Origin of the sequence: Pseudomonas asplenii, assembly GCF_900105475.1 — a bacterium.
Lineage (GTDB): Bacteria > Pseudomonadota > Gammaproteobacteria > Pseudomonadales > Pseudomonadaceae > Aquipseudomonas > Aquipseudomonas asplenii.
Genome location: NZ_LT629777.1, coordinates 2,980,115 through 3,005,123, shown reverse-complemented (window position 1 = coordinate 3,005,123; position 25,009 = coordinate 2,980,115). Strand labels below are relative to the sequence as shown.

Here is a 25,009-nt window from a genome sequence, read left to right as displayed (position 1 = left end):
TCGGCAATGCGACAAATAGCATCGCAAAGGCGCAGTTTAAACGGTGAAAGGCTTTTCATGCAGAGTGGCGGCGATGAGATTTTCGACTGACGAACATCGCCGGGTGAATTTCAGGGAAATGCCGTGAATCCAAAGACAAGGCCAGACTGCCGCTCACTCGGATGGCGATGCCTGGCGTGGGGGAGCTAACCGCGCTCGGAAGGTACCGAGGACAGCTCGAACGGGCTGCTGCTACGTCGCTGATTGCGGTCTTCGCGGGGCGTGGCGCCGAAGAAATTGCGGTAGGCGCTGGAAAAATGCGGCCCCGAGGAGAAGCCGCAGGACAGGCCGATCTGAATGATCGACTTGCTGGTCTGCATCAGCATCTGCCGCGCCTTGTTCAAACGCAGCTCAAGGTAGTACTGGCTGGGCACACGATTGAGATACTGCTTGAAGATCCGCTCCAGTTGCCGCCGGGAAACACAGACATGCTGGGCTATTTCATCAGTGGTCAGTGGCTCCTCGATATTGGCCTCCATCAACAACACCGCCTGGGTCAGCTTCGGATGACTGGAGCCCAGACGATTCTGCAGCGGAATACGCTGGCGCTCCCCGCCTTCGCGGATGCGCTCGACCACCAACTCCTCGGACACCGCCCCCGCCAGCTCGGCACCGTGATCACGGGCCAGCACCGCCAGCAGCAGGTCCAGCACCGACATCCCACCACAGGCCGTCAGGCGATCACGATCCCAGTCGAACAGATGGCTGGTGGCGATCACCTTGGGGAAGCGCTCGGCGAAATCGTCTTGCCAGCGCCAGTGCACGGCGGCGCGATAACCATCGAGCAAGCCCAGTTGGGCAAGCGGATAGACGCCTGCGGACAACCCGCCGATCATGCAGCCGGCCCGCACCAATTGCTTGAGCGCGCTACCCAGCGCCGGTGCCAACAACGTCGGCGGTTCGTCGGCCAAAAGGAACAGTTTCTGACAGCCTTCGAGCTTGCCCGCCCAGGGCTCACCCGGCAGTTGCCAGGCCGTCGAAGCGGCCTCTTCACCCGGCGCTTCCGCCTGCAGGAACGACAATTCGTAAACGACTTCCGGATGCACCCGCTGAGCAACACGCAAGGCCTCCTCGGCCAGCGCCAGCGTCAAGGCTTTAGTGCTGGGCCAAATCAGGAAACCAATTCGATGGGCAGTCATGGCGTGCAATCCGAAAGCAGAACAGGGTTAAAGGCCGAAAGCGACCTCATCAAAGTAGACCAGGTCGCGCACGGCACGCAGGATGACCTATTTTGGTGCGCAGCGGCAGCAGAAAAAGCGACGACTATTTCAGGCTGCCCGACAGAAACTGTTGCAGGCGCTCGGATTGCGGATTGACCAGCACTTCACGAGGATTACCACGCTCCTCCACCACCCCCTTGTGCAGGAATACCAACTGGTTGGAGACTTCGCGGGCAAAGCCCATTTCGTGGGTCACCACCACCATGGTACGACCTTCCTGGGCCAGCGACTGCATGACCTTGAGCACATCGCCGACCAGCTCCGGGTCGAGGGCCGAGGTCGGCTCGTCGAACAACATGACTTCCGGCTCCATGGCCAGCGCCCGGGCAATCGCCACGCGCTGCTGCTCACCACCGGACATATGCCCCGGATAGGCGTCCTTGCGATGGGCCACGCCGACCTTGTTCAGATAGTGCTCGGCCTTTTCCAGGGCTTCCTTCTTCGATACACCCAGTACGTGCACGGGCGCTTCGATAATGTTCTCCAGCGCAGTCATGTGCGACCACAGATTGAAATGCTGGAACACCATCGACAGCCGCGAGCGCATGCGCTGCAACTGCTTGGGATCGGCGGCCCTCATGGCGCCATCCTTGTTCGCGACGAGCTTGAGCTCTTCGTTATTGAGCAGGATCCGTCCAGCGTGCGGCTGCTCCAGCAGGTTGATGCAGCGCAGGAAGGTACTCTTGCCGGAGCCACTGGAGCCGATGATGCTGATCACATCACCGGCCTGGGCGGCCAGGGAAACGCCCTTGAGCACCTCATGACTGCCATAGCGTTTATGCAGGTCTTGGACTTCAAGCTTGTACATGCGGTCGGTTCTCACAAAAACAGTCAGGTCAGTCGCTGAGCAGGCGCCCGTGGCGCAGGGGCTCACGCCCCGCCACCTTGGCCAGCCAGATCGCGGGTTGGGCGTAACGCAGCCGTTCGACGGCAAACAACACACCGGCAGTGCCGGCACAGATGGTGCTGGCCCGGTCGGACAAGGGATCGATCACCTCGAACAGCGGCTCGCCGGGCTCGACCCAACTGCCCACCGGACACAAGTAGCTGACCACCCCGGCATGGGGTGCATAGAGCAACTCGGTACCCTCGAACGGCATGGCCTCGCAGACCTCGTGTAGCGCCGCCGGCCATTCGCCGTCGATCAGCCCCTGCTCGGCGAGGAATGCCAGGATGCCTTCGGCATGGGCCACCGCCGCATCGCGACCGGTATCGGCCTGCCCACCCAACTCGATGGTGGTGGACATTCCCGCCAGGGGAATCGAGGCCTGCGGGAAGCGCTGGGACAACCGCAGCCAGGGCAACGAACAGGCCTCGTCGAACGAGGTACCGCCGGAGTCCTCTGCCACCAGAGCCACCCGAACACCCAGGTGCGCCGCCAGGGAGCGCCATTGTGGCCAGTGCTGCGGCAACGCATACAGGTGCAGCGCCGCTTCGCAGTCGCAGTGCAGATCCAGGACGATATCGGCGTCGCAGGCGTGGCCAAGCAGAATCCGCTGCATACCCTGCAACGGACTGACGGCCGGCGGCAACGCAGCCAGCACCTCGCGCATGGCCTGACGAATCAGTTGCACGTTGGCATGGGGGTCATCCCCCAGCCGGCCCTCGACCCGTGCCGCGACCGGCTCGCTCAGCTCGACGAAATCGCGGTTGAAGTTCTTGCCGCTGGCATATTCGAAACGCCCCTGGTGATTGCCTTGCAGCAATTGTCCAAGACCAATCGGGTTGGCGACCGGAACCAGTTCGACGACACCTTTCAGCGCGCCACGGGCCTCAAGCTCGGTCAGGCGTTTCTTCAACTCCCAGGCGGTACGCATGCCCGGCAACTCGTCGGCATGCAGACTGGACTGGATATAGGCCTTGCGCTCACCGCTGCCGAAACGAAATACCGACAACTGGCGCTCGGTGCCCAGGCTGCCCCAGGGCAGGGAATGATCGATACGTTCCATTTCAATGCTTCCGTGGAGCCAGGTAGCTCAGCCAGCGGCGCTCGGCCAGCTTGAACAGGCGTACCAGGATGAAGGTCAGGCACAGGTAAAACGCGCCGGCGGTGATATAGGCCTCGAACGGCAGGTAATACTGCGCGTTGACGGTACGGGCGGCTCCGGTGATGTCGATCAGGGTCACGATGGAGGCCAGGCTGGTGGTCTGCAACATCATGATCACTTCGTTGCTGTATTGCGGCAGCGCCCGACGCAGGGCCGACGGCAGCAGAATGCGCCGGTACATCTTGTAACGCGACATGCCCATCGCCTTGGCGGCCTCGATCTCGCCATGGGGTGTGGCCTTGAGGCTGCCGGCGATGATTTCGGCGGTGTAGGCACTGGTGTTGATGGCGAAAGCCAGGCAGGCGCAGAACGTCGCGCTCGACAGCCAGGGCCAGAGGACACTCTCACGCACCACCTCGAACTGGGCCAGACCGTAATAGATCAGGAACAGTTGCACCAGCATCGGCGTACCACGAATCACATAGGTATAGAGCCATGCCGAGCCGTTCACCAGCGGCTGCCTGGACACCCGCATCAGGCCCAGCGGCAATGCCGCCAGCAGGCCGAACAACAGCGACAGGGCCAACAGTTTCAGAGTGGTCAGCAGACCGCCGAGGTACAGCGGCATGGCTTCCCAGACGACGTTGTAGTCGAAGATCATAGCTCAGCCGCCTTGACGCCTACCGAGTAGCGCTTCTCGAGGTGACGCAATGCCAGCAACGAAACACTGGTGATCACCAGGTACATCGCCGCCACTGCAAGGAAGAAGGTGAAAGGCTCGCGGGTGGCATCGGCCGCCTGCTTGGCCTTGAACATCATGTCTTGCAGACCGACCACGGAAATCAGTGCGGTGGCCTTGGTCAGCACCAACCAGTTGTTGGTGAAACCGGGGATTGCCAGGCGGATCATCTGCGGCACCAGCACCCGGAAAAACACCTGCAGGCTGCTCATCCCATAGGCCATGCCGGCTTCAGCCTGCCCCTTGGGAATTGCCATGAAGGCACCCCGGAAGGTTTCCGACAGGTAGGCGCCAAAAATGAAGCCCAGGGTGCCGATACCGGCCGCCAGCGGATTGAGATCGATGTAGTCGTCATAACCGAGCAACGGCGCAACGCGGTTGATCAGATCCTGACCGCCGTAGAAGATCAGCAGGATCAGAACCAGGTCGGGGATGCCGCGGATCACGGTGGCATACACATCACCAAGCCAGGCCAGCCAACGCACCGGCGACAGGCGTAGCGCCACGCCGATCAGACCCAGAACAATGGCCAGGGCCATGGACGACAAGGCGAGCTGAAGCGTCAGCCAAGCGCCATCGAGGATGACAGCCCCGTAGCCTTTCAACATGATTCAGGTCCTCGAAAGTTGGGATGAAAAAATGGCGCAAACCGCAGGGATCCTGGTGCTTGCGCCATTTCGGACGAGCTTGCGAGATTTACTTGCCGTAAATATCGAAATCGAAGTACTTGTCCTGGATTTGCTTGTATTTACCGTTGGCACGGATCGCGGCGATAGCGGCGTTGATCTTGTCCAGGTCGGCCTTGTCACCCTTGCGCACGGCGATCCCTACGCCGTCACCGAAGTATTTGACGTCGGTGAATTGTGGCCCCACGAAGCCGAAACCCTTGCCAGCGTCGGTTTTCAGGAAACCGTCCTGCAGCAGGGTCGCGTCAGCCACGGTGCCATCCAGACGACCGGCCTCCAGATCCAGATAGATCTCGTTCTGCGAACCGTAAGGCTTGACCTCGGCGCCCAATGGCTTGAGCACTTCCTCGGCGAAACGGTTGTGAATCGAACCCCGCTGCACGCCGATCTTCTTGCCCTTGAGTTCGACCAGGCTGTCGCTGACCGCGAAGCCTTCCTTCATGACCAGACGAGCCGGGGTGTTGTAGTACTTGTTGGTGAAGTCGACAGACTTCTTGCGGTCTTCGGTGATCGACATGGAGGACAGGATCGCGTCGATCTTGCGGACCTTCAGCGCCGGGATCAGGCCATCGAACTCCTGCTCGACCCAGACACATTTGACCTTCATCTCTTCGCACAGGGCGTTGCCAATGTCGTAGTCGAAACCAACGATGCTGCCATCCGGGGCCTTCGACGCGAACGGTGGGTAGGCCGCCTCGATACCAATCTTCAGCGGTTTTTCATCGGCGAATGTAGGCAGCGACAGCACGGACAGTGCCAGGGCACCCAGAAGCACAAGTTTCTTCATCGTAGGACTCCATCGGTAAAGGGCAAAAACGGCAGAGTGAGCGCGAGCCCAATATGCGAAGGGTGGACAGGGATCAGGGCGCCGCGTCCTGCGGGGGCCGGTTAGGCGGCGGTCCATGCACAACGACCAGCGAGTGATCGGCATTCTAACGACAGGCCCGAAGTCGATATTTCCTCAATGCGACAAGTAATTACAGAAGCATCGAGAATGTCGAAGCGGCACATTGACAGCCCCTGAAATTCATGCAGAGGCAAAAGGAAGGTAACCGATCAACTCTGCAAATTGCGGGCCTATTATTCGCAAAGCCTTCTATTACGGCAAGTCCAGTGTGCTGCGAGGCCTTTTTCGACAGAGATCGTCACCTGAAAGCGCGCAAAAGCGTTTCTCTATGCCCCGATTCAGAGCCGCGGGTGACATCTCTGGTTACTTCATCGCATCAGAGTAACAATCAGAAACATCCCACCTCCAAAATCGATATTTATCTCTTTTCAGGAGCCCAGCCATAAGGCTGGGCGACTCCCTCCTGAATAAAAAAACCCCGCCCGGCGCAAGGCCGGGCGGGGCTCGATACGACCAGACAGCCTCAGGCGGCGGTCATGGTCTTGTGGGTATCAATCAGGTGCTGCACCACTCCAGGGTCAGCCAGGGTCGAGATATCTCCCAGTCCGTCATATTCCGCCGTGGCGATCTTGCGCAGGATACGCCGCATGATTTTCCCCGAACGGGTTTTGGGCAGACCCGGTGCCCACTGGATGACATCCGGCGAGGCGATCGGACCAATCTCCCGGCGTACCCAGTTCTTCAGCTCCTGACGCAGCGCTTCACTGGGCTCCTCACCACTGTTGAGGGTGACATAGACATAGATGCCCTGCCCCTTGATATCGTGCGGCACCCCGACCACAGCGGCCTCGGCCACTTTCGGGTGGGCGACCATGGCACTTTCGATCTCGGCGGTGCCCATGCGGTGACCGGAGACGTTGAGCACGTCATCGACACGGCCGGTGATCCAGTAGTAGCCATCTTCGTCACGGCGAGCGCCGTCGCCGGTGAAGTACATGCCACGGAAGGTCTTGAAGTAAGTGTCGACGAAACGGTCATGGTCGCCGTAGAGGGTACGTGCCTGGCCTGGCCACGAGTCGAGGATCACCAGGTTGCCTTCGGCCGCCCCTTCGATGATGTTGCCCAGGTTGTCCACCAGCGCCGGCACCACACCGAAGAACGGACGGGTGGCCGAACCCGGCTTGAGGGCATGAGCCCCCGGCAGCGGACTCATCATGTTGCCGCCAGTCTCGGTTTGCCACCAGGTATCGACGATCGGGCAACGCGATTTGCCGACATTCTTGTAGTACCAGTCCCAGGCTTCCGGGTTGATCGGCTCACCGACCGAGCCGAGCAGGCGCAGGCTGCTGCCGTCGGCCCCTTCGACTGCCGCAGTGCCCTGGGCCATCATGGCGCGGATGGCCGTCGGCGCGGTGTAGAGGATATTGACCTTGTGCTTGTCGACGATCTTCGCCACCCGGGTAATGTCCGGATAGTTCGGCACGCCCTCGAACAGCACGGTGGTCGCGCCGTTGGCCAGCGGTCCGTAGACGATGTAACTGTGGCCGGTAACCCAACCGACGTCGGCAGTGCACCAGTAGACCTCACCGGGGCGATAGTCGAACACTCGCTCGTGAGTCAGTGCCGCATACAACAGGTAACCCGCCGTGGTGTGCTGCACGCCCTTGGGCTTGCCGGTGGAACCGGAGGTATAAAGAATGAACAGGGCTTCTTCGGCGCCCATCTCTTTGGGTGCACAAACGCTGCCGGCTACTTTCATCAGGTCTTCGAACCAGATGTCGCGATGCTGGTTCCACTTGATCTCACCACCGGTGCGCTTGCACACGATGACTTTCTGGATGCTGTTGGTTTCCGGGTTGGTCAGGGCGTCGTCGACGTTGGCCTTGAGCGGGATTTTCTTGCCAGCGCGAACACCCTCGTCAGCGGTAATCACCACTTTCGAACGGCAATCGATAATCCGCCCAGCCAGCGCCTCGGGCGAGAAACCACCGAACACCACCGAGTGGATCGCGCCGATCCGGGCACACGCCAGCATGGCAACCACGGCTTCGGGAATCATCGGCATATAGATGGTCACCACGTCGCCGCGATGAACATCCTGGCCGCGCAGGGCGTTGGCGAACTTGCAGACCTGCTCGTGCAACTCGCGAAAGGTGATATTGCGCGAGTCGGCAGGGTCGTCACCTTCCCAGATGATCGCGATCTGGTCGCCACGCTCGGCCAGATGACGGTCCAGGCAGTTATAGGAAACGTTCAAGGTGCCGTCGGCAAACCATTTGATATCGACGTGATGATCGTCGAAGGACGTCTGTTTGACCGTGGTGAAAGGCTTGATCCAGTCGAGACGCTTGGCCTGTTCGCGCCAGAAACCATCAGGGTTGACGACCGACTGCTGGTACATCGCCTTGTAGGTCGCCTCGTCAGTCAGCGTATTGGCCAGAACCTCAGGGCGAACGGGGTACAGGGAAGCCGCACTCATCTTTCTTACCTCGGTGACATAGTTGTTGTTTTATGGCCCTGTTGTAGCCGGGCTGAGGCTGCTGGACCATTCGACGATGGTAGTAACAAAACCCTACAAAACCTCGTATTGACCGCCAGCAGGGCTCAAGCACGCTGCCCGTGACGCTTTCCAGCTTATCGAAAATAACTCGGGGCAAGACGTTTTTTGACGATTGTTACAGATTTTGTCAATAGTCTTTATCAAAAGACGACCTGTATGAATGTTTTGCGCACTCTTAAAATCAACTTCGCCAACTAAGGCAACGAGTTAACCCAGCGACAGCCCCCACGAAGGCCGTTAATTCGAATTCAAACTTTCCGAGTTTCACACGCGGTCCCACAAGGGCCGCGAGCTCCCACACGACCGTCAATAGGTGAACCGATGAAACTTTTTGCCGCTTTAGTCCTCAGCAGCCTGTGTGCGACCGCCATGGCCGACGAGGCGGCGACCGATGTAGCCAGCCAGAACCTGCCGGTAGAAGAATATACTTACTCCTTGCACCCGGACATTCAGAAAGTTATTTCAATCAGTCCGACTCCGGAAGTGTGCGAAGTTGTACCGGCCCGTATGATTTATGAAGATTCCCAAGGTCATCGGCATATCATGGAATATCGTGTAATGGGCAATGGTTGTTCCAATGGCTGACAGTCTGAACTGATAACCGCCGGCCGCAGGAAGTGATTCTTGCGGCTGCCGCAAAGGTTGATCGGCACCACGACCGACTCCGGGCCGAGCGCTCAGACCAGCCCCCTTCCCCAGCCGCAAACCACTCGTCGCAAACACGCCCTTCGGACAAAAAAATCTTTTGCCAGCAAAGCCCTGCAAACCAGACTCGAGCTCTGAAAAGCATACGCAAGGGCAGAATCCGTCACACCACTGACCGCAAAAAGCCCTTATAATGGCCGGGTAAAACGGGCTCGCAACACTCCCTTGCAGGGTAGCGTTCTCACGCTGGCATCGCTGCTGGAACAGGCGTCATCCCCTGCGCCATCCGCCCCTCGAGGGCCCCGTACGAATTTCCGTTGTTTGCCTGCACTGCCAGAGCAAGAAACGATTCCTTTATCCAACGCGGCCATCGTGCCGTGTGCAAAACCGACCATCAGTGTTTTCACACGGGCGCCAGGCCCTCACGCAGGAGACGACACGTCATGCTGAGCTGGGACGAATTCGACAAAGAAGACGGCGAAGTAGCCGAGAAAGAGAGCAAGAGCGGCCAGGCCAGCGAAGCCACCCTCGATCGCCTGGACAGCGCCGGTGGCGCCGCCGCCCTCGAAGCCCGTGCCGTGACCGCCAGCGACTCCGCCGCGATCATCCGTGCCAAGGCCGCCCTCGATGCACTCGACGTCGCCGAAGGCCTGGCTGAACTCGAAGGCGCCTCGGCCCGTGTCGCGGTCGATGAAAAGCGCATGATCAACTGCCGCGCCGACCTCAACCAGCTCGTCCCCTTCAAGTACGACTGGGCCTGGCAGAAATACCTCGACGGCTGCGCCAACCACTGGATGCCGCAAGAGGTCAACATGACCGCCGACATCGCCCTGTGGAAAGACCCCGAAGGCCTGACCGACGACGAACGTCGCATCGTCATGCGCAACCTGGGCTTCTTCTCCACCGCCGACTCCCTGGTGGCCAACAACCTGGTGCTGGCCGTCTACCGCCTGATCACCAACCCCGAGTGCCGCCAGTACATCCTGCGCCAGGCCTTCGAAGAGGCGATCCACACCCACGCCTATCAGTACTGCATCGAATCGCTGGCCATGGATGAAGGCGAGATCTTCAACATGTACCACGAGATTCCATCGGTCGCGAAGAAGGCGACCTGGGGACTGAAGTACACCCGTTCGATCTCCGATCCGAAGTTCAATACCGGCACCGTCGAAACCGACAAGGAACTGCTGCGTAACCTGATCGCCTACTACTGCGTGCTGGAAGGCATCTTCTTCTACTGCGGCTTCACCCAGATCCTGTCCATGGGCCGCCGCAACAAGATGACCGGCGTGGCCGAGCAGTTCCAGTACATCCTGCGCGACGAATCCATGCACCTGAACTTCGGTATCGATGTGATCAACCAGATCAAGATCGAGAACCCGCACCTGTGGGATGCCGAAATGAAGGAAGAAGCCACCCAGATGATCCTGCAAGGGACTCAACTGGAGATCGAATATGCGCGTGACACCATGCCTCGCGGGGTGTTGGGCATGAACGCGGCGATGATGGAGGATTACCTGAAGTTCATCGCCAACCGTCGCCTGTCGCAGATTGGTCTGAAGGAAGAGTATCCAGGGACAACCAACCCGTTCCCGTGGATGAGCGAGATCATGGACTTGAAGAAGGAGAAGAACTTCTTTGAGACCCGTGTGATCGAGTATCAGACCGGTGGTGCGTTGAGCTGGGACTGATTCGTTCTTTTACGAGTAGATCGCGGTAATGGAAGCCCTGACTTGGTCAGGGCTTTTTTGTTTCAGCGGTGTGCGTATCCGTTGGCGCGTTTTGATGATGGGTTGATTTCGCCCCTTTAGGGCGTGCAGGCCGGCTACCGATAGTCGGATTGCCGAAAAAGCCTTTGATCCAGCTTGAAAACAACTGTACAAAAACACAGTATTTTAAAATCAGCCGATCACTTCTGGAGAGCGCCATGTCCAGCCACGCCGCCTGTCACATGATGAGTACCACCGTTGAACGCATGGTTCTGCATCAATTCACCCCACTGCACTGTTTGCAGGCCCGGGTCATGCTGGGCTGGAGTCGAGAGCATCTGAGCCGCGAGTCTGGCGTCTCGGTCGCCGCCATCCAACGCTTCGAGACCGGGGCAATGCTCAGAGATGTCACCCGCCTGGCACTGGCCTTTCGCCTTGAGGCCGAAGGCCTGGTATTTTTCCCAGGCTTCGCGCCTGGACGCGGGATGAATATCCGCGGGACCACACCAGACCCGATCGAACGGCTGGATTACGAACTGATCGAATAAGCACCCGTTCATATTCATCGGAAGTCCGGAGACTGCAAGGCACTGGAGCCCTGTTCATAGCCATAGGCGATTGCCAGCAGTTCGGCGTCGCTCCAACGGGGACCGAAGAAACTCACCGCTGTGGGCAAACCGTCGGCGTCCATCCCTGAAGGCACGGTAACGGCCGGATAACCCGCAAAGACTGCCGTTCCCAACTCCAGCACCGCGTAGGGATGAGGATCACCCAATAACGCATCCAGCCTGTGGCCCGCCAGCAAGCGGTCCATATTGCGCCGGGCCTCATCGCGCAGTTCGTCGGACAGCCTCTGGTATTCGTCCTCATCAAATACCAGGGCGTTGGCCCGCTTGAGCAGGTCCTGATTGTGCCCCTCCTCATCCGAGTATTTTTCGTTGTAATCGATCAGATCCTGCAAGGTTACGACCGGGGAACCTGGACGCTGGGCCAAATAGCCAGGCAGTACCCGCTTGATCGTCATGTCGAACAGGCGTGATATTCGAACATCATCGTTTTCGCTCCAGTCAGTCGACTTCAGGTCGACCGCAATCAGTTCGGCGCCGCCACGACGCAGGGCATCCAGAGCCTGGGAGAACTGCGGGTGTTCGTCCAGGTCCTTGCTGCCCGGTTTGAAGCGACTGGGGTAACCGATGGTTTTTCCCTGCAGCGCATCAACCTTCAATTTTTGCGTATAGTCCTTGATGACCGGAACCTGCGCCGTCGCCAGATCCTGCGGGTCGAGAACTGCCAGGACATTGAGGAGCAAGGCGCTATCACGTACCATGCGGGTAATCGGTCCGGCAGTATCGAGTTCATGTGAAGCAGGAATGATTCCATTACGACTCAGCAGCCCCACCGTGGGTCTCATGCCCACCACGCCATTTCTCGACGCAGGACAAAGCACCGAGCCGAATGTGTCGGTCCCCAAGGACAAGGGCGCATACCCCGCCGCGACCGCAACCGCAGAGCCTGAACTGGAACCGCAGACATCACCGTCCAGTGCGTGAGGATTCCTCGTCTGCCCACCACGACCGCTCCAGCCATCGGGCAAGCCGTCACCGCGAAAGTTCGCCCATTCGCTCATGTTGGTCTTGCCCAGAATAATGGCACCCTGCTCGCGAAGCCTTTGCACGATGAACGCATCCTCGACCACCATCGCCTCGATCATGGCCAGTGAACCCGCTGCCGTATGCATCTGGTCGGCGGTGTGAATATTGTCCTTGAGCAATACCGGGATGCCATGCAGCGGACCACGAACCTTGCCCGCCTGGCGTTCCTCATCCAGCGTCCGGGCAATCGCCAGTGCGTCGGGATTGAATTCGATCACGGCGTTGAGCGCTGGACCAAACGAATCCAGATCGACCGCCCGTGAAATGAGATAGCTGACCAGTTCCAACGAGGTGAAACGCCGCTCAGCCAACGCCGCAGCCAACTCCTCGGCACTCGCATAGACCATGCCGGACAAAGCCCTGTTTTCGGCTGCGCTCAGCACAGTGGCTTCGGACAGGCCGCTGCGGCTCAGGGGTTTGGCCTGTAAGCTCAGGGAAAGAGTATTCAGCAAGGCAACACCCGTGAGCGCCAAGGCACACCGGGGAAGGGTTCGACTCATTGATCGTGTCCTGATAAATCAAACGCCAGCGATCCATTTCACCGGCGACGACCATACTAATAAGTGCCCGCAGCAGCGGCGGCGAGCCTAAATCGCTTCAGAACGGCGGAAAAATCAATGAAACCCGTGAGGCGGGAGGCAAAACGGCAGATCAGGTCTGATCGGCAGGCGACGACAAGCAGGGCCGGCGACCGATAACGCCGGGCATACGCACAAGTCACTAGCGAACAGTGATGGGCGTATCGATCTTTTCCGTCTGCTCCACTTCCAGCCACCAGGCGCGGCCACGATGGGGCTGCATCAGGTTGAAGGCTTCCCCAATGGCCGGCGTGGTGATGGATACGTTGCGTTCCCAGGCCAGCGCCATGATGCGCTCGAAGGGTTCGTACCAGGCATGGAACGACAGATCGAACGTGCCGTTGTGGATCGGCAACAGCCATCGTCCCTGAAGATCCAGATGCGCCTGCAGGCTCTGTTCAGGCTGCATGTGCACATGGGGCCAGTCGACGTTATAGGCTCCGGTTTCCATCAGGGTCAGGTCGAACGGTCCATAGTGTTCACCGATCTGCTTGAAGCCGTCGAAGTAACCGCTGTCGCCGCTGAAGAAAATTCGCACATCACCAGCGATCATCACCCAGGAGGCCCACAAGGTCTGGTTGTTGTCGAACAGCGTCCTTCCGGAAAAGTGCTGCGACGGCGTGGCAGCAAAGCGAATGCCGTCGACCGAGGTTTCCTCCCACCAGTCCAGTTGCTGCACTTTCTGCGGCGCAACGCCCCATTTGACCAGCAGGTCGCCCACCCCCAGCGGTGCCAGGAAGTGTTGGGTCTTGGCTGCCAGCGCCAGCACAGCCTTGCGGTCCAGATGGTCGTAATGATTGTGGGAAAGAATCACCGCCTCGATCGGCGGCAATTCTTCCAGTCTGATGGGCGGTTGATGAAAACGCTTCGGTCCGGCCCACTGCACAGGTGACGCACGTTCGGAGAATACCGGGTCGGTCAGCCAGAACTTGCCGTGCAGCTTGAGCAGCAGAGTCGAATGCCCCAGGCGGAACACGCTGAAATCGGCGGCGGCGAGCAGTTGCTCACGGCTCAGAGCCTGGACCGGCACGCTGCCCACCGGCCGGGTATTACGCGGTTTCTGGAAGGTCATTCGCCAAAAGATGCCCAGTGTCTTACCCAGGCCGCCGTGGGGTGTCGGCGCCAGATTGCGAAAGGCGCCCTGCTCTTTCAAGGACGAAGGTTTATCGACAATGCGCGAACGAATGGCCATGACAGGGTGACTCCCAGGAACCCGGAGGAGTTCCCACGCTCAGGGGCTGAATGATCGCTGGCTGCTGCTGGCAAACCTTGATCGGATAATGTTGCAGAAAAGAACTACACTACACAGTGTAGTTTCTAGCTTGCGCCAAAGCACTCGACAAGTAAACTGCCGAGTGTAACTTTTATTAACCTGCCGAAGCCTGCCCATGACCGCCCCCCTGCGCCTCACCGACCGTAAACGCGAAGCAATCATCCAGGCGGCCATATCCGCCTTTCGCGCCGACGGTTTCGAGGTGACCAGCATGGATCGGATCGCGGCCAAGGCCGAAGTCTCCAAGCGCACGGTGTACAACCACTTCCAGAGCAAGGAAGACCTGTTTGCCGAAATCCTCCATCGCCTGTGGGCCAGCAGTGCCGCGCAGATGGACATGACCTATGACTCACGGCGGCCCTTGCGGGAACAACTGCGGGAATTGCTCATGCGCAAGATGCGTCTGTTCAACGATAGCAATTTCCTCGATCTGGCGCGGGTGGCAATCGCCGCCACCATCCATGTACCGGAACGTGCGCAAGATATGGTCTCGCGCCTGGCCAACCAGGAGGAAGGTTTCAAACAGTGGATTCGCGACGCCCAGGCCGACGGCAAACTCAAGACGGTCGACCCCGAATTCGCCACCCAGCAGCTTCACTGCCTGCTCAAGGCATTCGCCTTCTGGCCACAGATTACCCTTGGCCAACCGCTGCTGGATGCTCCGACACAGACGCGCGTCATAGAGTCGGCGCTGGATCTGTTCCTTTGCGGCTACGAAATCGTCAAATAACCGACGAAAACTGCGAAGCCTCCCTTCAGACCCTCGAAATGGCCTGGAAGGACACTGATTATTCTTTACGGAATCCTCGACAATATTCATCCTGTTTATCGGACGAACAGCCATTGCGTCCCGAACACAGTGCCTTTGTTCAGAATAAAGAAATTAGTGACGCAGAGACCTATGGAAATCCATCGCGGCAAAGGGCAATCATTTGCCAGACGCATCTACTTGCCCCGCATGGTAGGTGTTGGCATCGGCTGCTTCAGCATAATCGCCGCGCTTGCCCCCTTGTCGATGCCGATGTGGATCTGGGGCCTGCTGATAGTCAATGCAGCCATCTGGCCGCATTTCGCCTACCGGGTCGCTCGGCGCTCCGACTTTCCCTACCAGACGGAACGACGCAATATCCTGATCGACTCGCTGATGGGTGGTTTCTGGGCCGCGACCATCCAGTTCAACATACTCGTCACCGTCACGATGCTCTCCTTGATGACCATGCATAACGTCGCTGCCGGCGGCCCGCGATTGATGCTCAAGGGCTTCGTCGCCCAATTGTTGGGAATCATCGTCTCCTGGCTGATCTTCACCCCGGCCTTCAACGGAGTGACGACCCAGATGCAGATCTACGCCTGCCTGCCGGTGCTGATCCTGTATCCCATGGTCATTGGCATGGGCAGCTTCAAGGTGGCGATCAAGCTCGCCGACCACAAACGCGCCCTGAGTGCCTTGAGTCGCACAGACAGCCTGACCGGACTACTCAACCACGGTACCTGGAAGGATCTGCTGCAAGTCAAGTTTCACAAATGTCGACAAACACAGTGCCAGGCGGCAATTGCGCTGATCGACATCGACCACTTCAAGACCATCAATGACAGCTATGGCCACCTGATCGGCGACAGCGTGCTGCGCCAGTTGAGCCGCGACCTGCGTGCCAACCTGCGCGAACATGACCTGGCCGGACGCTATGGCGGGGACGAGTTCTGCGTGATCCTGCCGGGCATGTCGCTGGCCCAGGCCGGCGAGATCATGGAACGGCTGCGCCAGGTCTTCAGCAATTACCGCAGTGAGGAAATACCGGATCTTCGTGTCACCCTGAGCATCGGCCTGGCCCCCTGCCGCGCGATTTTCAAGGATGCTGGCGCCTGGCTGAACGAGGCTGACAAGGCCCTGTACATGGCCAAGAACACCGGGCGCAACAAGGTCAACAGCGCCGCCGACGAAAACTCCAGCGAGTACCTGGCCACTTCAGCCTGACACCCACTGACTGAGGCGACGAACCGCACGGCAAAATCTTGTACAAACAAAAACGATCTTGTATAAGTATTTCGAGGCAAATTGCCATCTATGGAACGCTGGCTACCGGCGCACTCGCAGACCGCAGTCTGCCGGGCCTCGAAAGGGATTGATTTCCCACTCTCTCCGAGTTGAAACCATGTTTTTTGCCGCCCATAAAAAAACCTGCACGACCTGCAACAGACCATCAACGAACAGGCCTGCCTACTCTCCGCTATCGATCGCTCCATGGCCGTCATCGAGTTCGACCTCAACGGTACGGTCCTACGGGCCAACGACAACTTTCTCAAGACCATGGGTTATCGCCAGGAGCAAGTGCTTGGTCAGCCCCATCGCATGTTCTGTCCCCCGGACTATGCCCGCAGTGCCGAATACAGTCAGCTCTGGTCACGCCTCAAGGCTGGACAATTCGAGTCCGGCACCTTCGAACGGGTCGCCGCCGACGGCCGAAGTATCTGGCTGGAAGCCAACTACAACCCGATCCGTGATGAAAGCGGCAAGACTGTGAAAGTCGTCAAGTACGCGATGGACGTCACCGCCAAGATCCAGCAGGAAAGCGAAGCGAGCAGCAAACTGCAGGCCATCGACCGGGCCATGGCCGCCATCGAATTCACCCCTGATGGCAATGTCATCTGCGCCAACCAGAACTTCCTCAACCTGATGGGCTACAGCCTGGCCGAAATCCAGGGCAAGCACCACCGGACCTTCTGCATCCCGGCGACCACCGGCAGTAGCGAATACCAGGACTTCTGGCGACGGCTGAACCAGGGCGAGTTCTTCAACGGTCAGTTCGAACGCTTGACCAAGCGTGGCCAAAGCGTCTGGCTGGAAGCCAGCTATAACCCGGTCTACGACGCCAGCGGCAAGTTGTGCAAAGTGGTCAAATTCGCCTCGGATGTGACCCAACGGGAAGAAAAGCATGCCCAGGACGCCATGAGTGCGAGCAAGGCCTATCACATCTCGGTGGAGACTCGTAAGGTCGCCGAGCAAGGCACGGAGGTGATCCAGCAGGCAGCCACCGAGATGCGCGAGATCGCCTCGAACATCGAAGGTTCTTCCACGCTGATCGCCAAGCTGGGCGAACGTTCGGAACAGATTACCGCCATCGTCAACACCATTCGCGGCATTGCCGACCAGACCAACCTGCTGGCACTCAATGCCGCGATCGAAGCCGCCAGGGCTGGTGAACAGGGTCGCGGTTTCGCCGTAGTGGCCGACGAGGTCCGCCTGCTCGCAGCGCGCACCAGCGGCTCGACCGCCGAAATTTCCAGCATGATCGGCATGATCCAGAACGAAACCCAGCAGGCCATTCAAAGCATGAACAGCACCCGCGACCGCGCGTCCAAGGGCGTCGGGCTGGCGGACGAGGCTGGCACGGTGATCCTGCAGATCCGCGACGGTGCGAGCAATGCCGTACAGGCGGTCAGCATGTTTGCCAACGACAAGGTACATTGACCCGGAGCAGACTCCGCAGCCCTCAGGAGAACATTGCCCTACGGCATTGCTCACTTGAACGAATATCTATTTTGTTTGCGAAAACGCAGATCTATAGTTCAGCGCAGAGACTGACAAGCCGGAGGAAAACCCTATGGATCTGCGCCCTGCCCTGAAGAATGCCCTGGTCGGCGATCACACCCCCAAGTGATCGCCCCCGTTGCCCTGCAACTGGCAGCCGATTACGTCAACCAGGCAACACCTGACGCAGCGCGGCGATCTGGGGAATCTCCGCCCGTCGCATGTAGACCCGCAACGGCTCGGTGATATTGATCCGCTCGTCGATGTTCTGGTCCAGCAGCAGTTGGATCCGCTCCCGGGCCAGGCACATGGCCTCCTGCTCAGCCGGCAGCCAGACGAATTCGCTGGCTGGAATGATCCCGTCGTCGGCCACATCCATGCCGAAGGAATCTTCACTGAAACGGACGATGTACTGGCCGGTCTTGCGATTCAGGCCCACGAAGCCCTTGAGCTGGTCGGCGGCCTGACAGATGAGTTCGGAAGTGATGCGCATGGTAAACCTCACTGAAGAGCCTGAAGGCCCATGGGTTGATGGTTTACACACAAGGTAGGAATACGTTCCCTCTGCTGGGGAAACTATCGCTCAAGCCTACTGCAAAATCCGCCCGGGTTGTGTCGAAAAAACGACACATCCAGATCTCGACACCATTTCGCGATAGCACTTGAAGCATTCAGTTGTTAAAAGGGGCCTTCACTTCCCACGAAAGGAATTCGAAATGCCTGTCGCCTTCAGCGCCACCACCTTCAAGAAAAGTGCTCTGCTCATGAGCCTGCTGCTGGCCATGGGGCTGGACACCGCACAGGCCAGTACTGCCCCGGCCGAACTCGCCGCCAGGGCGGGGATTCCGTACCCGGCGGTGATCGCCCACCGTGGCGCGTCCTACGACGCTCCCGAATCCACCGCAGCCTCCTATACCCTGGCCCGCGACCTCGGCGCCGATTACCTGGAAATGGACCTGCAGCGCAGCAAGGACGGTGTGATCTTCGCCCTGCACGACAACAATCTGTCGCGCACCACCGACGTCGCCAGCAAGTTCCCCGAGCGCAAGGACAGCCCGGCCAACGCGTTCACCTGGGCCGAGTTGCAAAGCCTGGACGCTGGCAGTTGGTTCAACAAGGCCTATCCCGAGCGCGCACGGCCATCTTATGTCGGCCTGAAGATCCTAAGCCTGGACCAGATCATCGACATCGCCCAGGCCAACCCCAAGCACCGCCCCGGCCTGTACATCGAGACCAAGGAGCCCAAGCAGTTCCCCGGCATCGAGCATGACCTGAAAAACAAGCTGCAGGAACGCGGCCTGCTCGGCCCGGAAAAGATCTACTCCAAGGAGCAGCCGCAGGTTGGCCAGGGCCCCGGCAAGGTGATCCTGCAGACCTTCGAGAAGAGCAGCCTGGAACTGCTGCAAAAGGAAATGCCGGACACGCCGAAGATCCTCCTGCTGTGGGTCGGTGAAGGCAGCATCGAGCCCAAGTCGACGGTCAGCTTCGCCGACTCCGGCGAGAAGACCAAGGCTGCCTATTACGCCAGGCAGGAACCGAAGGACAAGGCCGAGTTCATCAAGTGGATCGACTTCGCCAAGGAGCACGGCGCCATCGGCACCGGTCCATCGGCTGAGCTGACCCATGGCGGCGACCAGAGCTACTCGGACCTGGTCAGGCCGTGGATGAACCAAGTGACCCACGACAAGGGCCTGCTGGTCCATGTCTATACCGTCGACGAGCCGGTGGACTTCAAGAAGGTCATGGACGCCGGCGTCGATGGCATCTTCACCAACCGCACCAGCGAACTGCTCAAGTACTTCAAGCGCGCAGCGCCGCAAACCGTGCCGCAGATCCTCAAGGCCAACGGCTACTGAGTGAACGAGTGGGGCGCATCCCGTCCAGCCCAAGCCGGCTGGACGGCGATTGCACAAACGGCGCAATCGCCAGTCAGGAAGCACGGGTTCAATTTAAGGGTGAATTAAGTTGCAACACTTAGTCTGATCCCACTGAAATCGTCCAGACAAGGAATCACCCATGAAAACGTTCACAACCCTGCTGACCGCCACCGCCCTGACCCTCGCCGCCGGTTTCGCCTCGGCCGACGTCCGGCCGGACCATATTCCCGGGCTGCTGAAATCCGGAACGATCACCGACTTCGACAAACTCAACCAGGCGGCCCTGGCCAAGTATCCTGGCGCGACCATCACCGACACCGAGCTGGACCATGCCGCCAGCGGCGGGTATGTCTATGAAGTCGAACTCAAGGCTGCCGACGGTGTGAAATGGGAGGTCAAGCTCGACGCCAAGAGCGCCGCCGTGCTGCAGGAAAAGCGCGACAATTGATTCGACCGGCATAAACCACAAGCCGCACGCGCCACAAGGAACGTGCGGCTTGCCTGTTTTTACCGGCAGTAGCGCGACACCAGCACTCAGGCCGTGGTGTTGACGGTACCGCCCGAAGTGCTGCTGCCGGAGTCCTGCAGCGCCTGGGTCAAGGCTGCGGTAATCGTCTGGATCGAGGCGGAAATCGTCGCCACCTGGGCTGAGGCAGTTGCCACAGCGGTAGCCTTGGCTTCGTCGCTGTCATTGCTGGCCTGAGCTTTCTGCAACTGCTGCTCCTGTTCCTGCAACTGCTTCTGCAATTCGGCCAGTTGCTTGCGCAGTTCCTTGACGGTATCGGATTCCGAGCTGGAACTGTCACTGCTGCCTGCGGCGCCACCGCCTGCCGCTGCCTGGGTCCCACCAGCCTTGGTGGAATCGGTGGCGGTAGCAGCGACGGTGCCGCTGGCCGTGGTGTCGTCGCTGCTCGCCGCTTTGGTAGCGGTGCTGGTGGACAGGCTTGGAGTGATGCTGACCGAAGTGATGCTGACCATGGGAAACGTCCTATTCAGGTGGTGATCCCCCAATCATCGACATAACCTTGGCCGTCTTGAGACCTATCCTGTATCGCGTTGGTCAGCATCTCGATACATACACACGGGAGTTGGCGGCAGAATTTTGCGAGCGGCTTTTTTCATGGAGCCGACTCCATCCCAAACTGTAACAAAAACGTCAAAAAGCCCTGAGATGATGCCCTTCAAGCGAACCTGTAAAAGAATGTTTCGGGCGCTTCATTTCAGCGAGACTCCATGAACCACAGCCTTGACCAAAGTCACCGCGATCCCGACCTGTTCGGCCTGCTTTACGGTTTTCGCTTTCGCGCAGGCGAACGCGGGGAGGAAATCGACTCCGCCACCGCCCTGCGCTATCTGCAACAGCCCGAAGATTCCGAGCAGTTTCTCTGGCTGCACCTGAACCTCGCTCACGCAGCCTGCGAACGCTGGATGAAGACCCACTTGTCGTTGCCTGAGGAGTTCTTCGAGGCTCTGCACGAAGGTTCGCGCTCGACCCGCATCGAGCATGTCGACAACGCCTTGCTGGCAGTGGTCAACGACGTGGTGTTCAACCTCGGTAACCTGGTGTCATCGGATGTTTCCACACTCTGGGTCTGTGCCCGCAGCAAGCTGCTGATCAGCGCGCGCCTGCAACCGCTGCATTCGGTGGACAAGCTGCGTTCCTCGGTCAAGGCCGGTGAACACTTTCGCTCGCCGCTGGAACTGCTGGTGCATCTGCTGCGTGATCAAGGCGAAGTGCTGACGCAGATCGTGCGCAAGACCACCCTCAGCGTCGACCAGATCGAAGACCAGTTGCTGGCACTGCGCCTGAGCAACAACCGCTCGGAACTGGGCGCCATGCGCCGGGTGCTGGTGCGCCTGCAACGGCTGCTGGCACTGGAACCGGGTTCGCTACTGCGGTTGCTCAACCGCCCGCCGCAGTGGTTGCAGAAGGAAGACGTCAAGGAACTGCGCAAGTCCACCGAAGAGTTCTCGTTGATTCTCAGCGACCTCGAAGCCCTGGGCGAACGGATCAAGCTGCTGCAGGAAGAAATCGCTGCCAACGTCAACGAACAGACCAACCGAACCCTGTTCACCCTGACCGTGGTCACGGTGCTGGCGCTGCCGATCAATATCATCGCCGGCTTCTTCGGCATGAACGTCGGCGGCATTCCGCTGGCCGGTGACCCGGAAGGTTTCTGGATTCTGGTGGCGCTGGTGGCGACCTTTACCGTGCTGGCCGGACGCTGGGCCTTTCGCAAGCGCCAGGATTACTGAAGGGTCAAGTCAACCTTGTGGCGAACCCGTCAGACCACCGGCACAGTAAAATCTATGGATAATGATCTGGAGCAGCCTTTCTGTAACATTTTGCAATGATCATGACCGATATCCGTTCCCAAACAGGATTTCAGGCATGGCTACTCCTTCATTGACTGCTTCGTCCGCCGCTGTCGACGGCAGGCCACAGCTGGAAAGTAAACCTCGCGTTTTTACCGCGGTCCTTTTCTTTGCAGTGCTGGCCATCGGTCTATTGTTCACCGCCTACAGCTTGCTGCACGACATGCACGAGTTCGGCACTGTCGTCACCACCTGGACACCCTTTCTGCTCCTGGGCGTAGCCTTGCTGATTGCCCTGGGCTTCGAATTCGTCAACGGCTTCCACGATACTGCCAACGCCGTGGCCACCGTGATCTACACCCACTCACTGCCGCCGCATTTCGCCGTGGTCTGGTCCGGTTGCTTCAACTTCCTTGGCGTGCTTTTGTCCAGCGGCGCGGTGGCCTTCGGCATCATCGCTCTGCTGCCGGTAGAGCTGATCCTGCAAGTGGGTTCGTCATCGGGCTTTGCGATGATCTTCGCCCTGCTGATCGCCGCTATCCTGTGGAACCTCGGTACCTGGTGGCTGGGTCTGCCGGCCTCGTCGTCGCACACCCTGATCGGCTCGATCATCGGTGTCGGCGTGGCCAACGCCCTGATGCACGGTCGCGATGGCACCAGCGGTGTGGACTGGAGCCAAGTGACCAAGATCGGCTACGCCCTGCTGTTCTCCCCCCTCATCGGCTTCGCAATGGCGGCTCTGCTGTTGGTGGCGCTGCGTCTGTTCGTGAAAAACCGCGCGCTGTACAAGGCCCCCAAGGGCAACCAGCCACCACCGCTGTGGATCCGTGGTCTGCTGATCCTGACCTGCACCGGCGTGTCCTTTGCCCACGGTTCCAACGACGGACAAAAAGGCATGGGCCTGATCATGCTGATCCTGGTCGGAACCCTGCCAATGGCCTACGCGCTGAACCGCACCATGCCGGCCGAACAGGCCCTGCAATTCGCCGCCGTGGCCGAAGTCACCCAGGCTGCGCTGGTCAAGGCCGCTCCGCTACCGGCCCCGGCCGATCCGCGCCCGGTACTCACCGTGTACATTCGTACACAGCAGGCAACCCCGGAACTGATCCCAGCCCTGGCTGCACTGACCGGCCATATCGGTGACGAAGTGAAGGGCTATGGTTCGCTGGCCAAGGTGCCGGCCGAAGCCATGGGTAACGTACGCAACGACATGTACCTGAGTTCCGAAGCCATTCGTCTGATGGACAAGAACAAGGTCGGCAACTTCGACAGCGATACCCAAGGCAAGCTGCAACTGTTCAAGCAACAGATCGACAACGCCACACGCTTCATTCCATTGTGGGTAAAAATCGCCGTGGCCATCGCCCTCGGCCTGGGCACCATGGTCGGCTGGAAACGGATCGTGGTGACCGTTGGCGAGAAGATCGGCAAGAGCCACCTGACCTACGCCCAGGGTGCCTCGGCGGAAATGGTCGCCATGCTGACCATCGGTGCGGCGGACATGTACGGGCTGCCGGTGTCGACCACCCACGTGCTGTCCTCGGGTGTGGCCGGGACCATGGTCGCCAACGGCGGCGGCCTGCAGATGAAGACCATCCGTAACCTGGCGATGGCCTGGGTCCTGACCTTGCCGGCCGCGATCCTGCTGTCGGGCAGCCTGTACTGGTTGTTCACCAAGCTGTTCTGAAGCAGGTGCTGGACGATACGGACAAACCCCACCCCAGGGTGGGGTTTGTCGTTTCAGCCCGTTACCCGTTTCAGGGGCATCTGCCGGTTCACCGGGGATGACATCCTCAGGCCACTCGCCGCTGCAGCAACCGCTCACGCAGCAGGTCATAGCTCCAGTGATAAACATAGGTATACGGCAGAAAAAACAGCAGTACACCGATATCCAGCAACAACGCCGACAACAAGCTCAGCTCCAGCCACCAGGCTACCAGCGGCACACTCACCACGATCAACCCGCCTTCGAACAGCACCGCGTGCAATAGCCGGGTCCAGCCATTGTGCGCCAGTGCCAGACGCTCGCGCAGCCGGTCGAACAGGCCGTTGAATACGACGTTCCAAGCCAGGGCGATAAAGCAGTTGGCAACCGTGACCACCCCCATATCCAGCAGCGGTTTACTCATCACCCAGGCAAACAGCGGTGTGCACAACAACACCGCGAAAAACTCGAAGCCGATGGCCTGGAAAACACGTTCGGTAAAGGATTTGCGGATGTTCATGGCGGGCTCTCCCGATATGTCGAGGCTTGTGATTATCGCCACCAATCCAGATACTAAAAGTCGATTACCATCGATCGAGACGATAGTTCATGGCCTCCAACGAAGTACTCCAGGCCTTTGTCCAGGCCGCTACCCTTGGCTCCTTTTCCGCCGCTGCCCGCAAGCTGGGCAAGAGCCAGTCGACCATCAGCGCGGCGGTGGCCGGGCTGGAAATCGATCTGGGCTTCGAATTGTTCGACCGTAGCACCCGCAAGCCAGGCTTGACCGCCGCCGGCCATGTGATGCTGCGCAAGGCCGAGGACATACTCGCCGCCAACAACCGCCTGGAAATGGCCGCCAGCCAGTTGGCACAGGGGCTTGAGGCCAAGCTCACTGTAGTGATTTCCGACACCTATCAGTCCGATCGCTTCGAAGCGGCGCTCAGCGGATTCGCTAAGCGTTATCCGGACCTGGAGCTGGAGTGCCTGATCGCCGAATGCGCCGACCTGGTGGAACTGGTGCAGCAGGGCCGGGCTCAACTGGCCTTCGCCGAAAGGCAGGACAGCTACCCGCCGGACCTGAGCAGTGCCACCGTGGACGAGCGCACCGAATTCGCCGTGTTCGTCCACCCCGAACATCCCCTGGCCAACCTGGCAAAGATCGACCAGACGGACCTGCAGCAACACCGTGAGTTGCGTCTGGCGACCATCGTCAACCCTTACGAAAGCCGCGCCCAGGGGCGGATCTGGTCGGCATCGAGCTACCTGATGTTACTGGAAATGGCCCAGCGCGGCTTCGGCTGGGCACCGTTGCCGCGCTGGTTGGTGGAACGTTTTGCCGGTGGTTCGCTGGTGCAGTTGCAAGTGCGTGGCTGGCCCAGACCGGTGGCGGTCGATGCCCTTTGGTCGCGCCTGCATCCACCGGGACCAGCGGGCAGTTGGTTGCTGACAAAGATGCTGGAGTGAGTAGCCAAATGGACCGACAAGTGCCTGAAAAACAGTGCATTGGCCGCTTCGAGGGAATATTCCTTCCCCTATACTCCAATAGCGTCCTACTTGGCGATCAGAGTGGCCATATATATGAGATCAGTTGCTCATCAATGGTAAAACTTGAACACTAGGCAAACTTTCCTTTCAGTCATTAAATA

General features: G+C 59.4%; 23 protein-coding genes and 1 pseudogene. 12 read left to right on the top strand and 12 right to left on the bottom strand.

The annotated features are described in order from the left end of the window. Positions 1–185: 185 nt before the first annotated feature. From argR to acs, 7 genes are all read right to left on the bottom strand, one after another. A complete protein-coding gene (argR, locus tag BLU37_RS13750) occupies positions 186–1,178 on the bottom strand; it encodes a transcriptional regulator ArgR (protein WP_010445481.1) in 993 nt (330 codons plus the stop codon). Between the two features lie 124 nt (positions 1,179–1,302). Then, on the bottom strand, positions 1,303–2,067 hold the full coding sequence (locus BLU37_RS13745; protein ID WP_019362651.1) for an ABC transporter ATP-binding protein: 765 nt from the start codon (positions 2,065–2,067) through the stop codon (positions 1,303–1,305). A gap of 28 nt (positions 2,068–2,095) precedes the next feature. Then, the gene (locus BLU37_RS13740) at positions 2,096–3,208 is read right to left on the bottom strand and encodes a succinylglutamate desuccinylase/aspartoacylase family protein (RefSeq protein WP_090205706.1); all 1,113 of its coding nucleotides are present in this window, start codon (positions 3,206–3,208) and stop codon (positions 2,096–2,098) included. 1 nt (position 3,209) lies between these two features. After that, positions 3,210–3,908 (bottom strand): ABC transporter permease, encoded by a 699-nt coding sequence (locus tag BLU37_RS13735; RefSeq protein ID WP_090205703.1) that lies wholly within the window; start codon positions 3,906–3,908, stop codon positions 3,210–3,212. Beyond that, entirely contained in the window at positions 3,905–4,594 is a 690-nt protein-coding gene (locus BLU37_RS13730) for an ABC transporter permease (RefSeq protein ID WP_010445485.1), read from the bottom strand. Before BLU37_RS13730 ends, BLU37_RS13735 begins: the two co-directional genes overlap by 4 nt. A gap of 88 nt (positions 4,595–4,682) precedes the next feature. Next, the gene (locus BLU37_RS13725) at positions 4,683–5,459 is read right to left on the bottom strand and encodes an ABC transporter substrate-binding protein (protein WP_010445486.1); all 777 of its coding nucleotides are present in this window, start codon (positions 5,457–5,459) and stop codon (positions 4,683–4,685) included. 583 nt (positions 5,460–6,042) lie between these two features. Beyond that, a complete protein-coding gene (gene acs / locus BLU37_RS13720; protein WP_010445487.1) occupies positions 6,043–7,998 on the bottom strand; it encodes an acetate--CoA ligase in 1,956 nt (651 codons plus the stop codon). Positions 7,999–8,400: 402 nt separating this feature from the next. Between acs and BLU37_RS13715 the strand changes: the two genes are divergently transcribed. The 3 genes from BLU37_RS13715 (at position 8,401) to BLU37_RS13705 (ending at position 10,981) form a co-directional block, all read left to right on the top strand. Further along, positions 8,401–8,664, top strand: a complete 264-nt coding sequence (locus BLU37_RS13715) for a DUF2790 domain-containing protein (RefSeq protein WP_010445488.1) — start codon at positions 8,401–8,403, stop codon at positions 8,662–8,664. Positions 8,665–9,167: 503 nt separating this feature from the next. Next, the gene (locus tag BLU37_RS13710; protein WP_090205700.1) at positions 9,168–10,415 is read left to right on the top strand and encodes a ribonucleotide-diphosphate reductase subunit beta; all 1,248 of its coding nucleotides are present in this window, start codon (positions 9,168–9,170) and stop codon (positions 10,413–10,415) included. A gap of 236 nt (positions 10,416–10,651) precedes the next feature. Next, positions 10,652–10,981 carry a helix-turn-helix domain-containing protein gene (locus tag BLU37_RS13705; RefSeq protein WP_090205697.1) on the top strand — a complete coding sequence of 110 codons (330 nt, stop codon included), beginning with the start codon at positions 10,652–10,654 and terminating at the stop codon, positions 10,979–10,981. Between the two features lie 14 nt (positions 10,982–10,995). Here the strand turns inward: BLU37_RS13705 and BLU37_RS13700 are convergent, their stop codons facing one another. Beyond that, positions 10,996–12,585 carry an amidase family protein gene (locus tag BLU37_RS13700; protein WP_232000501.1) on the bottom strand — a complete coding sequence of 530 codons (1,590 nt, stop codon included), beginning with the start codon at positions 12,583–12,585 and terminating at the stop codon, positions 10,996–10,998. A gap of 220 nt (positions 12,586–12,805) precedes the next feature. After that, positions 12,806–13,855 (bottom strand): MBL fold metallo-hydrolase, encoded by a 1,050-nt coding sequence (locus BLU37_RS13695; RefSeq protein WP_090205692.1) that lies wholly within the window; start codon positions 13,853–13,855, stop codon positions 12,806–12,808. A 196-nt stretch (positions 13,856–14,051) separates the two neighbouring features. Here BLU37_RS13695 and BLU37_RS13690 point away from each other — a divergent pair, with 196 nt between their 5' ends. From BLU37_RS13690 to BLU37_RS29920, 4 genes and pseudogenes are all read left to right on the top strand, one after another. Next, positions 14,052–14,666 (top strand): TetR/AcrR family transcriptional regulator, encoded by a 615-nt coding sequence (locus BLU37_RS13690; RefSeq protein ID WP_029532560.1) that lies wholly within the window; start codon positions 14,052–14,054, stop codon positions 14,664–14,666. Positions 14,667–14,837: 171 nt separating this feature from the next. Then, positions 14,838–15,911: a diguanylate cyclase gene (locus tag BLU37_RS13685; protein WP_090205689.1), complete on the top strand. Its 1,074-nt coding sequence runs from the start codon at positions 14,838–14,840 to the stop codon at positions 15,909–15,911. 267 nt (positions 15,912–16,178) lie between these two features. Continuing rightward, positions 16,179–16,808 (top strand): annotated as a pseudogene (locus tag BLU37_RS29925) (PAS domain-containing protein); the annotation flags it as partial. A 75-nt stretch (positions 16,809–16,883) separates the two neighbouring features. Next, the gene (locus tag BLU37_RS29920) at positions 16,884–17,405 is read left to right on the top strand and encodes a methyl-accepting chemotaxis protein (RefSeq protein WP_397428754.1); all 522 of its coding nucleotides are present in this window, start codon (positions 16,884–16,886) and stop codon (positions 17,403–17,405) included. A 226-nt stretch (positions 17,406–17,631) separates the two neighbouring features. Here the strand turns inward: BLU37_RS29920 and BLU37_RS13675 are convergent, their stop codons facing one another. Next, entirely contained in the window at positions 17,632–17,958 is a 327-nt protein-coding gene (locus BLU37_RS13675; RefSeq protein WP_090205683.1) for a DUF2025 family protein, read from the bottom strand. Between the two features lie 223 nt (positions 17,959–18,181). On the opposite strand from BLU37_RS13675, the gene BLU37_RS13670 reads away from it, so the two are divergent. Further along, on the top strand, positions 18,182–19,321 hold the full coding sequence (locus BLU37_RS13670; protein ID WP_090205680.1) for a glycerophosphodiester phosphodiesterase: 1,140 nt from the start codon (positions 18,182–18,184) through the stop codon (positions 19,319–19,321). Between the two features lie 160 nt (positions 19,322–19,481). Further along, on the top strand, positions 19,482–19,790 hold the full coding sequence (locus BLU37_RS13665; RefSeq protein WP_090205678.1) for a PepSY domain-containing protein: 309 nt from the start codon (positions 19,482–19,484) through the stop codon (positions 19,788–19,790). 86 nt (positions 19,791–19,876) lie between these two features. Here the strand turns inward: BLU37_RS13665 and BLU37_RS13660 are convergent, their stop codons facing one another. Next, the gene (locus tag BLU37_RS13660; protein ID WP_090205676.1) at positions 19,877–20,320 is read right to left on the bottom strand and encodes a hypothetical protein; all 444 of its coding nucleotides are present in this window, start codon (positions 20,318–20,320) and stop codon (positions 19,877–19,879) included. 255 nt (positions 20,321–20,575) lie between these two features. Between BLU37_RS13660 and BLU37_RS13655 the strand changes: the two genes are divergently transcribed. Both BLU37_RS13655 and BLU37_RS13650 read left to right on the top strand, forming a co-directional pair. Further along, positions 20,576–21,598, top strand: coding sequence for a transporter (locus tag BLU37_RS13655; RefSeq protein ID WP_010445500.1), 1,023 nt, complete (start codon positions 20,576–20,578; stop codon positions 21,596–21,598). Between the two features lie 136 nt (positions 21,599–21,734). Further along, complete coding sequence (locus BLU37_RS13650; protein ID WP_090205673.1) at positions 21,735–23,345, top strand: inorganic phosphate transporter; 1,611 nt, start codon at positions 21,735–21,737, stop codon at positions 23,343–23,345. 106 nt (positions 23,346–23,451) lie between these two features. Here the strand turns inward: BLU37_RS13650 and BLU37_RS13645 are convergent, their stop codons facing one another. Beyond that, on the bottom strand, positions 23,452–23,883 hold the full coding sequence (locus tag BLU37_RS13645; RefSeq protein ID WP_090205669.1) for a multidrug/biocide efflux PACE transporter: 432 nt from the start codon (positions 23,881–23,883) through the stop codon (positions 23,452–23,454). Positions 23,884–23,972: 89 nt separating this feature from the next. On the opposite strand from BLU37_RS13645, the gene BLU37_RS13640 reads away from it, so the two are divergent. Then, entirely contained in the window at positions 23,973–24,827 is an 855-nt protein-coding gene (locus BLU37_RS13640) for a LysR family transcriptional regulator (protein ID WP_090205665.1), read from the top strand. The last annotated feature ends 182 nt before the right edge of the window (positions 24,828–25,009 follow it).

Excerpts from the sequence above, each read along its gene's own strand:
- argR (WP_010445481.1), bottom strand. The coding sequence starts at position 1,178 with ATGACTGCCCATCGAATTGGTTTCCTGATTTGGCCCAGCACTAAAGCC.
- BLU37_RS13745 (WP_019362651.1), bottom strand. The coding sequence starts at position 2,067 with ATGTACAAGCTTGAAGTCCAAGACCTGCATAAACGCTATGGCAGTCAT.
- BLU37_RS13740 (WP_090205706.1), bottom strand. The coding sequence starts at position 3,208 with ATGGAACGTATCGATCATTCCCTGCCCTGGGGCAGCCTGGGCACCGAG.
- BLU37_RS13735 (WP_090205703.1), bottom strand. The coding sequence starts at position 3,908 with ATGATCTTCGACTACAACGTCGTCTGGGAAGCCATGCCGCTGTACCTC.
- BLU37_RS13730 (WP_010445485.1), bottom strand. The coding sequence starts at position 4,594 with ATGTTGAAAGGCTACGGGGCTGTCATCCTCGATGGCGCTTGGCTGACG.
- BLU37_RS13725 (WP_010445486.1), bottom strand. The coding sequence starts at position 5,459 with ATGAAGAAACTTGTGCTTCTGGGTGCCCTGGCACTGTCCGTGCTGTCG.
- acs (WP_010445487.1), bottom strand. The coding sequence starts at position 7,998 with ATGAGTGCGGCTTCCCTGTACCCCGTTCGCCCTGAGGTTCTGGCCAAT.
- BLU37_RS13715 (WP_010445488.1), top strand. The coding sequence starts at position 8,401 with ATGAAACTTTTTGCCGCTTTAGTCCTCAGCAGCCTGTGTGCGACCGCC.
- BLU37_RS13710 (WP_090205700.1), top strand. The coding sequence starts at position 9,168 with ATGCTGAGCTGGGACGAATTCGACAAAGAAGACGGCGAAGTAGCCGAG.
- BLU37_RS13705 (WP_090205697.1), top strand. The coding sequence starts at position 10,652 with ATGTCCAGCCACGCCGCCTGTCACATGATGAGTACCACCGTTGAACGC.
- BLU37_RS13700 (WP_232000501.1), bottom strand. The coding sequence starts at position 12,585 with ATGAGTCGAACCCTTCCCCGGTGTGCCTTGGCGCTCACGGGTGTTGCC.
- BLU37_RS13695 (WP_090205692.1), bottom strand. The coding sequence starts at position 13,855 with ATGGCCATTCGTTCGCGCATTGTCGATAAACCTTCGTCCTTGAAAGAG.
- BLU37_RS13690 (WP_029532560.1), top strand. The coding sequence starts at position 14,052 with ATGACCGCCCCCCTGCGCCTCACCGACCGTAAACGCGAAGCAATCATC.
- BLU37_RS13685 (WP_090205689.1), top strand. The coding sequence starts at position 14,838 with ATGGAAATCCATCGCGGCAAAGGGCAATCATTTGCCAGACGCATCTAC.
- BLU37_RS29920 (WP_397428754.1), top strand. The coding sequence starts at position 16,884 with ATGAGTGCGAGCAAGGCCTATCACATCTCGGTGGAGACTCGTAAGGTC.
- BLU37_RS13675 (WP_090205683.1), bottom strand. The coding sequence starts at position 17,958 with ATGCGCATCACTTCCGAACTCATCTGTCAGGCCGCCGACCAGCTCAAG.
- BLU37_RS13670 (WP_090205680.1), top strand. The coding sequence starts at position 18,182 with ATGCCTGTCGCCTTCAGCGCCACCACCTTCAAGAAAAGTGCTCTGCTC.
- BLU37_RS13665 (WP_090205678.1), top strand. The coding sequence starts at position 19,482 with ATGAAAACGTTCACAACCCTGCTGACCGCCACCGCCCTGACCCTCGCC.
- BLU37_RS13660 (WP_090205676.1), bottom strand. The coding sequence starts at position 20,320 with ATGGTCAGCATCACTTCGGTCAGCATCACTCCAAGCCTGTCCACCAGC.
- BLU37_RS13655 (WP_010445500.1), top strand. The coding sequence starts at position 20,576 with ATGAACCACAGCCTTGACCAAAGTCACCGCGATCCCGACCTGTTCGGC.
- BLU37_RS13650 (WP_090205673.1), top strand. The coding sequence starts at position 21,735 with ATGGCTACTCCTTCATTGACTGCTTCGTCCGCCGCTGTCGACGGCAGG.
- BLU37_RS13645 (WP_090205669.1), bottom strand. The coding sequence starts at position 23,883 with ATGAACATCCGCAAATCCTTTACCGAACGTGTTTTCCAGGCCATCGGC.
- BLU37_RS13640 (WP_090205665.1), top strand. The coding sequence starts at position 23,973 with ATGGCCTCCAACGAAGTACTCCAGGCCTTTGTCCAGGCCGCTACCCTT.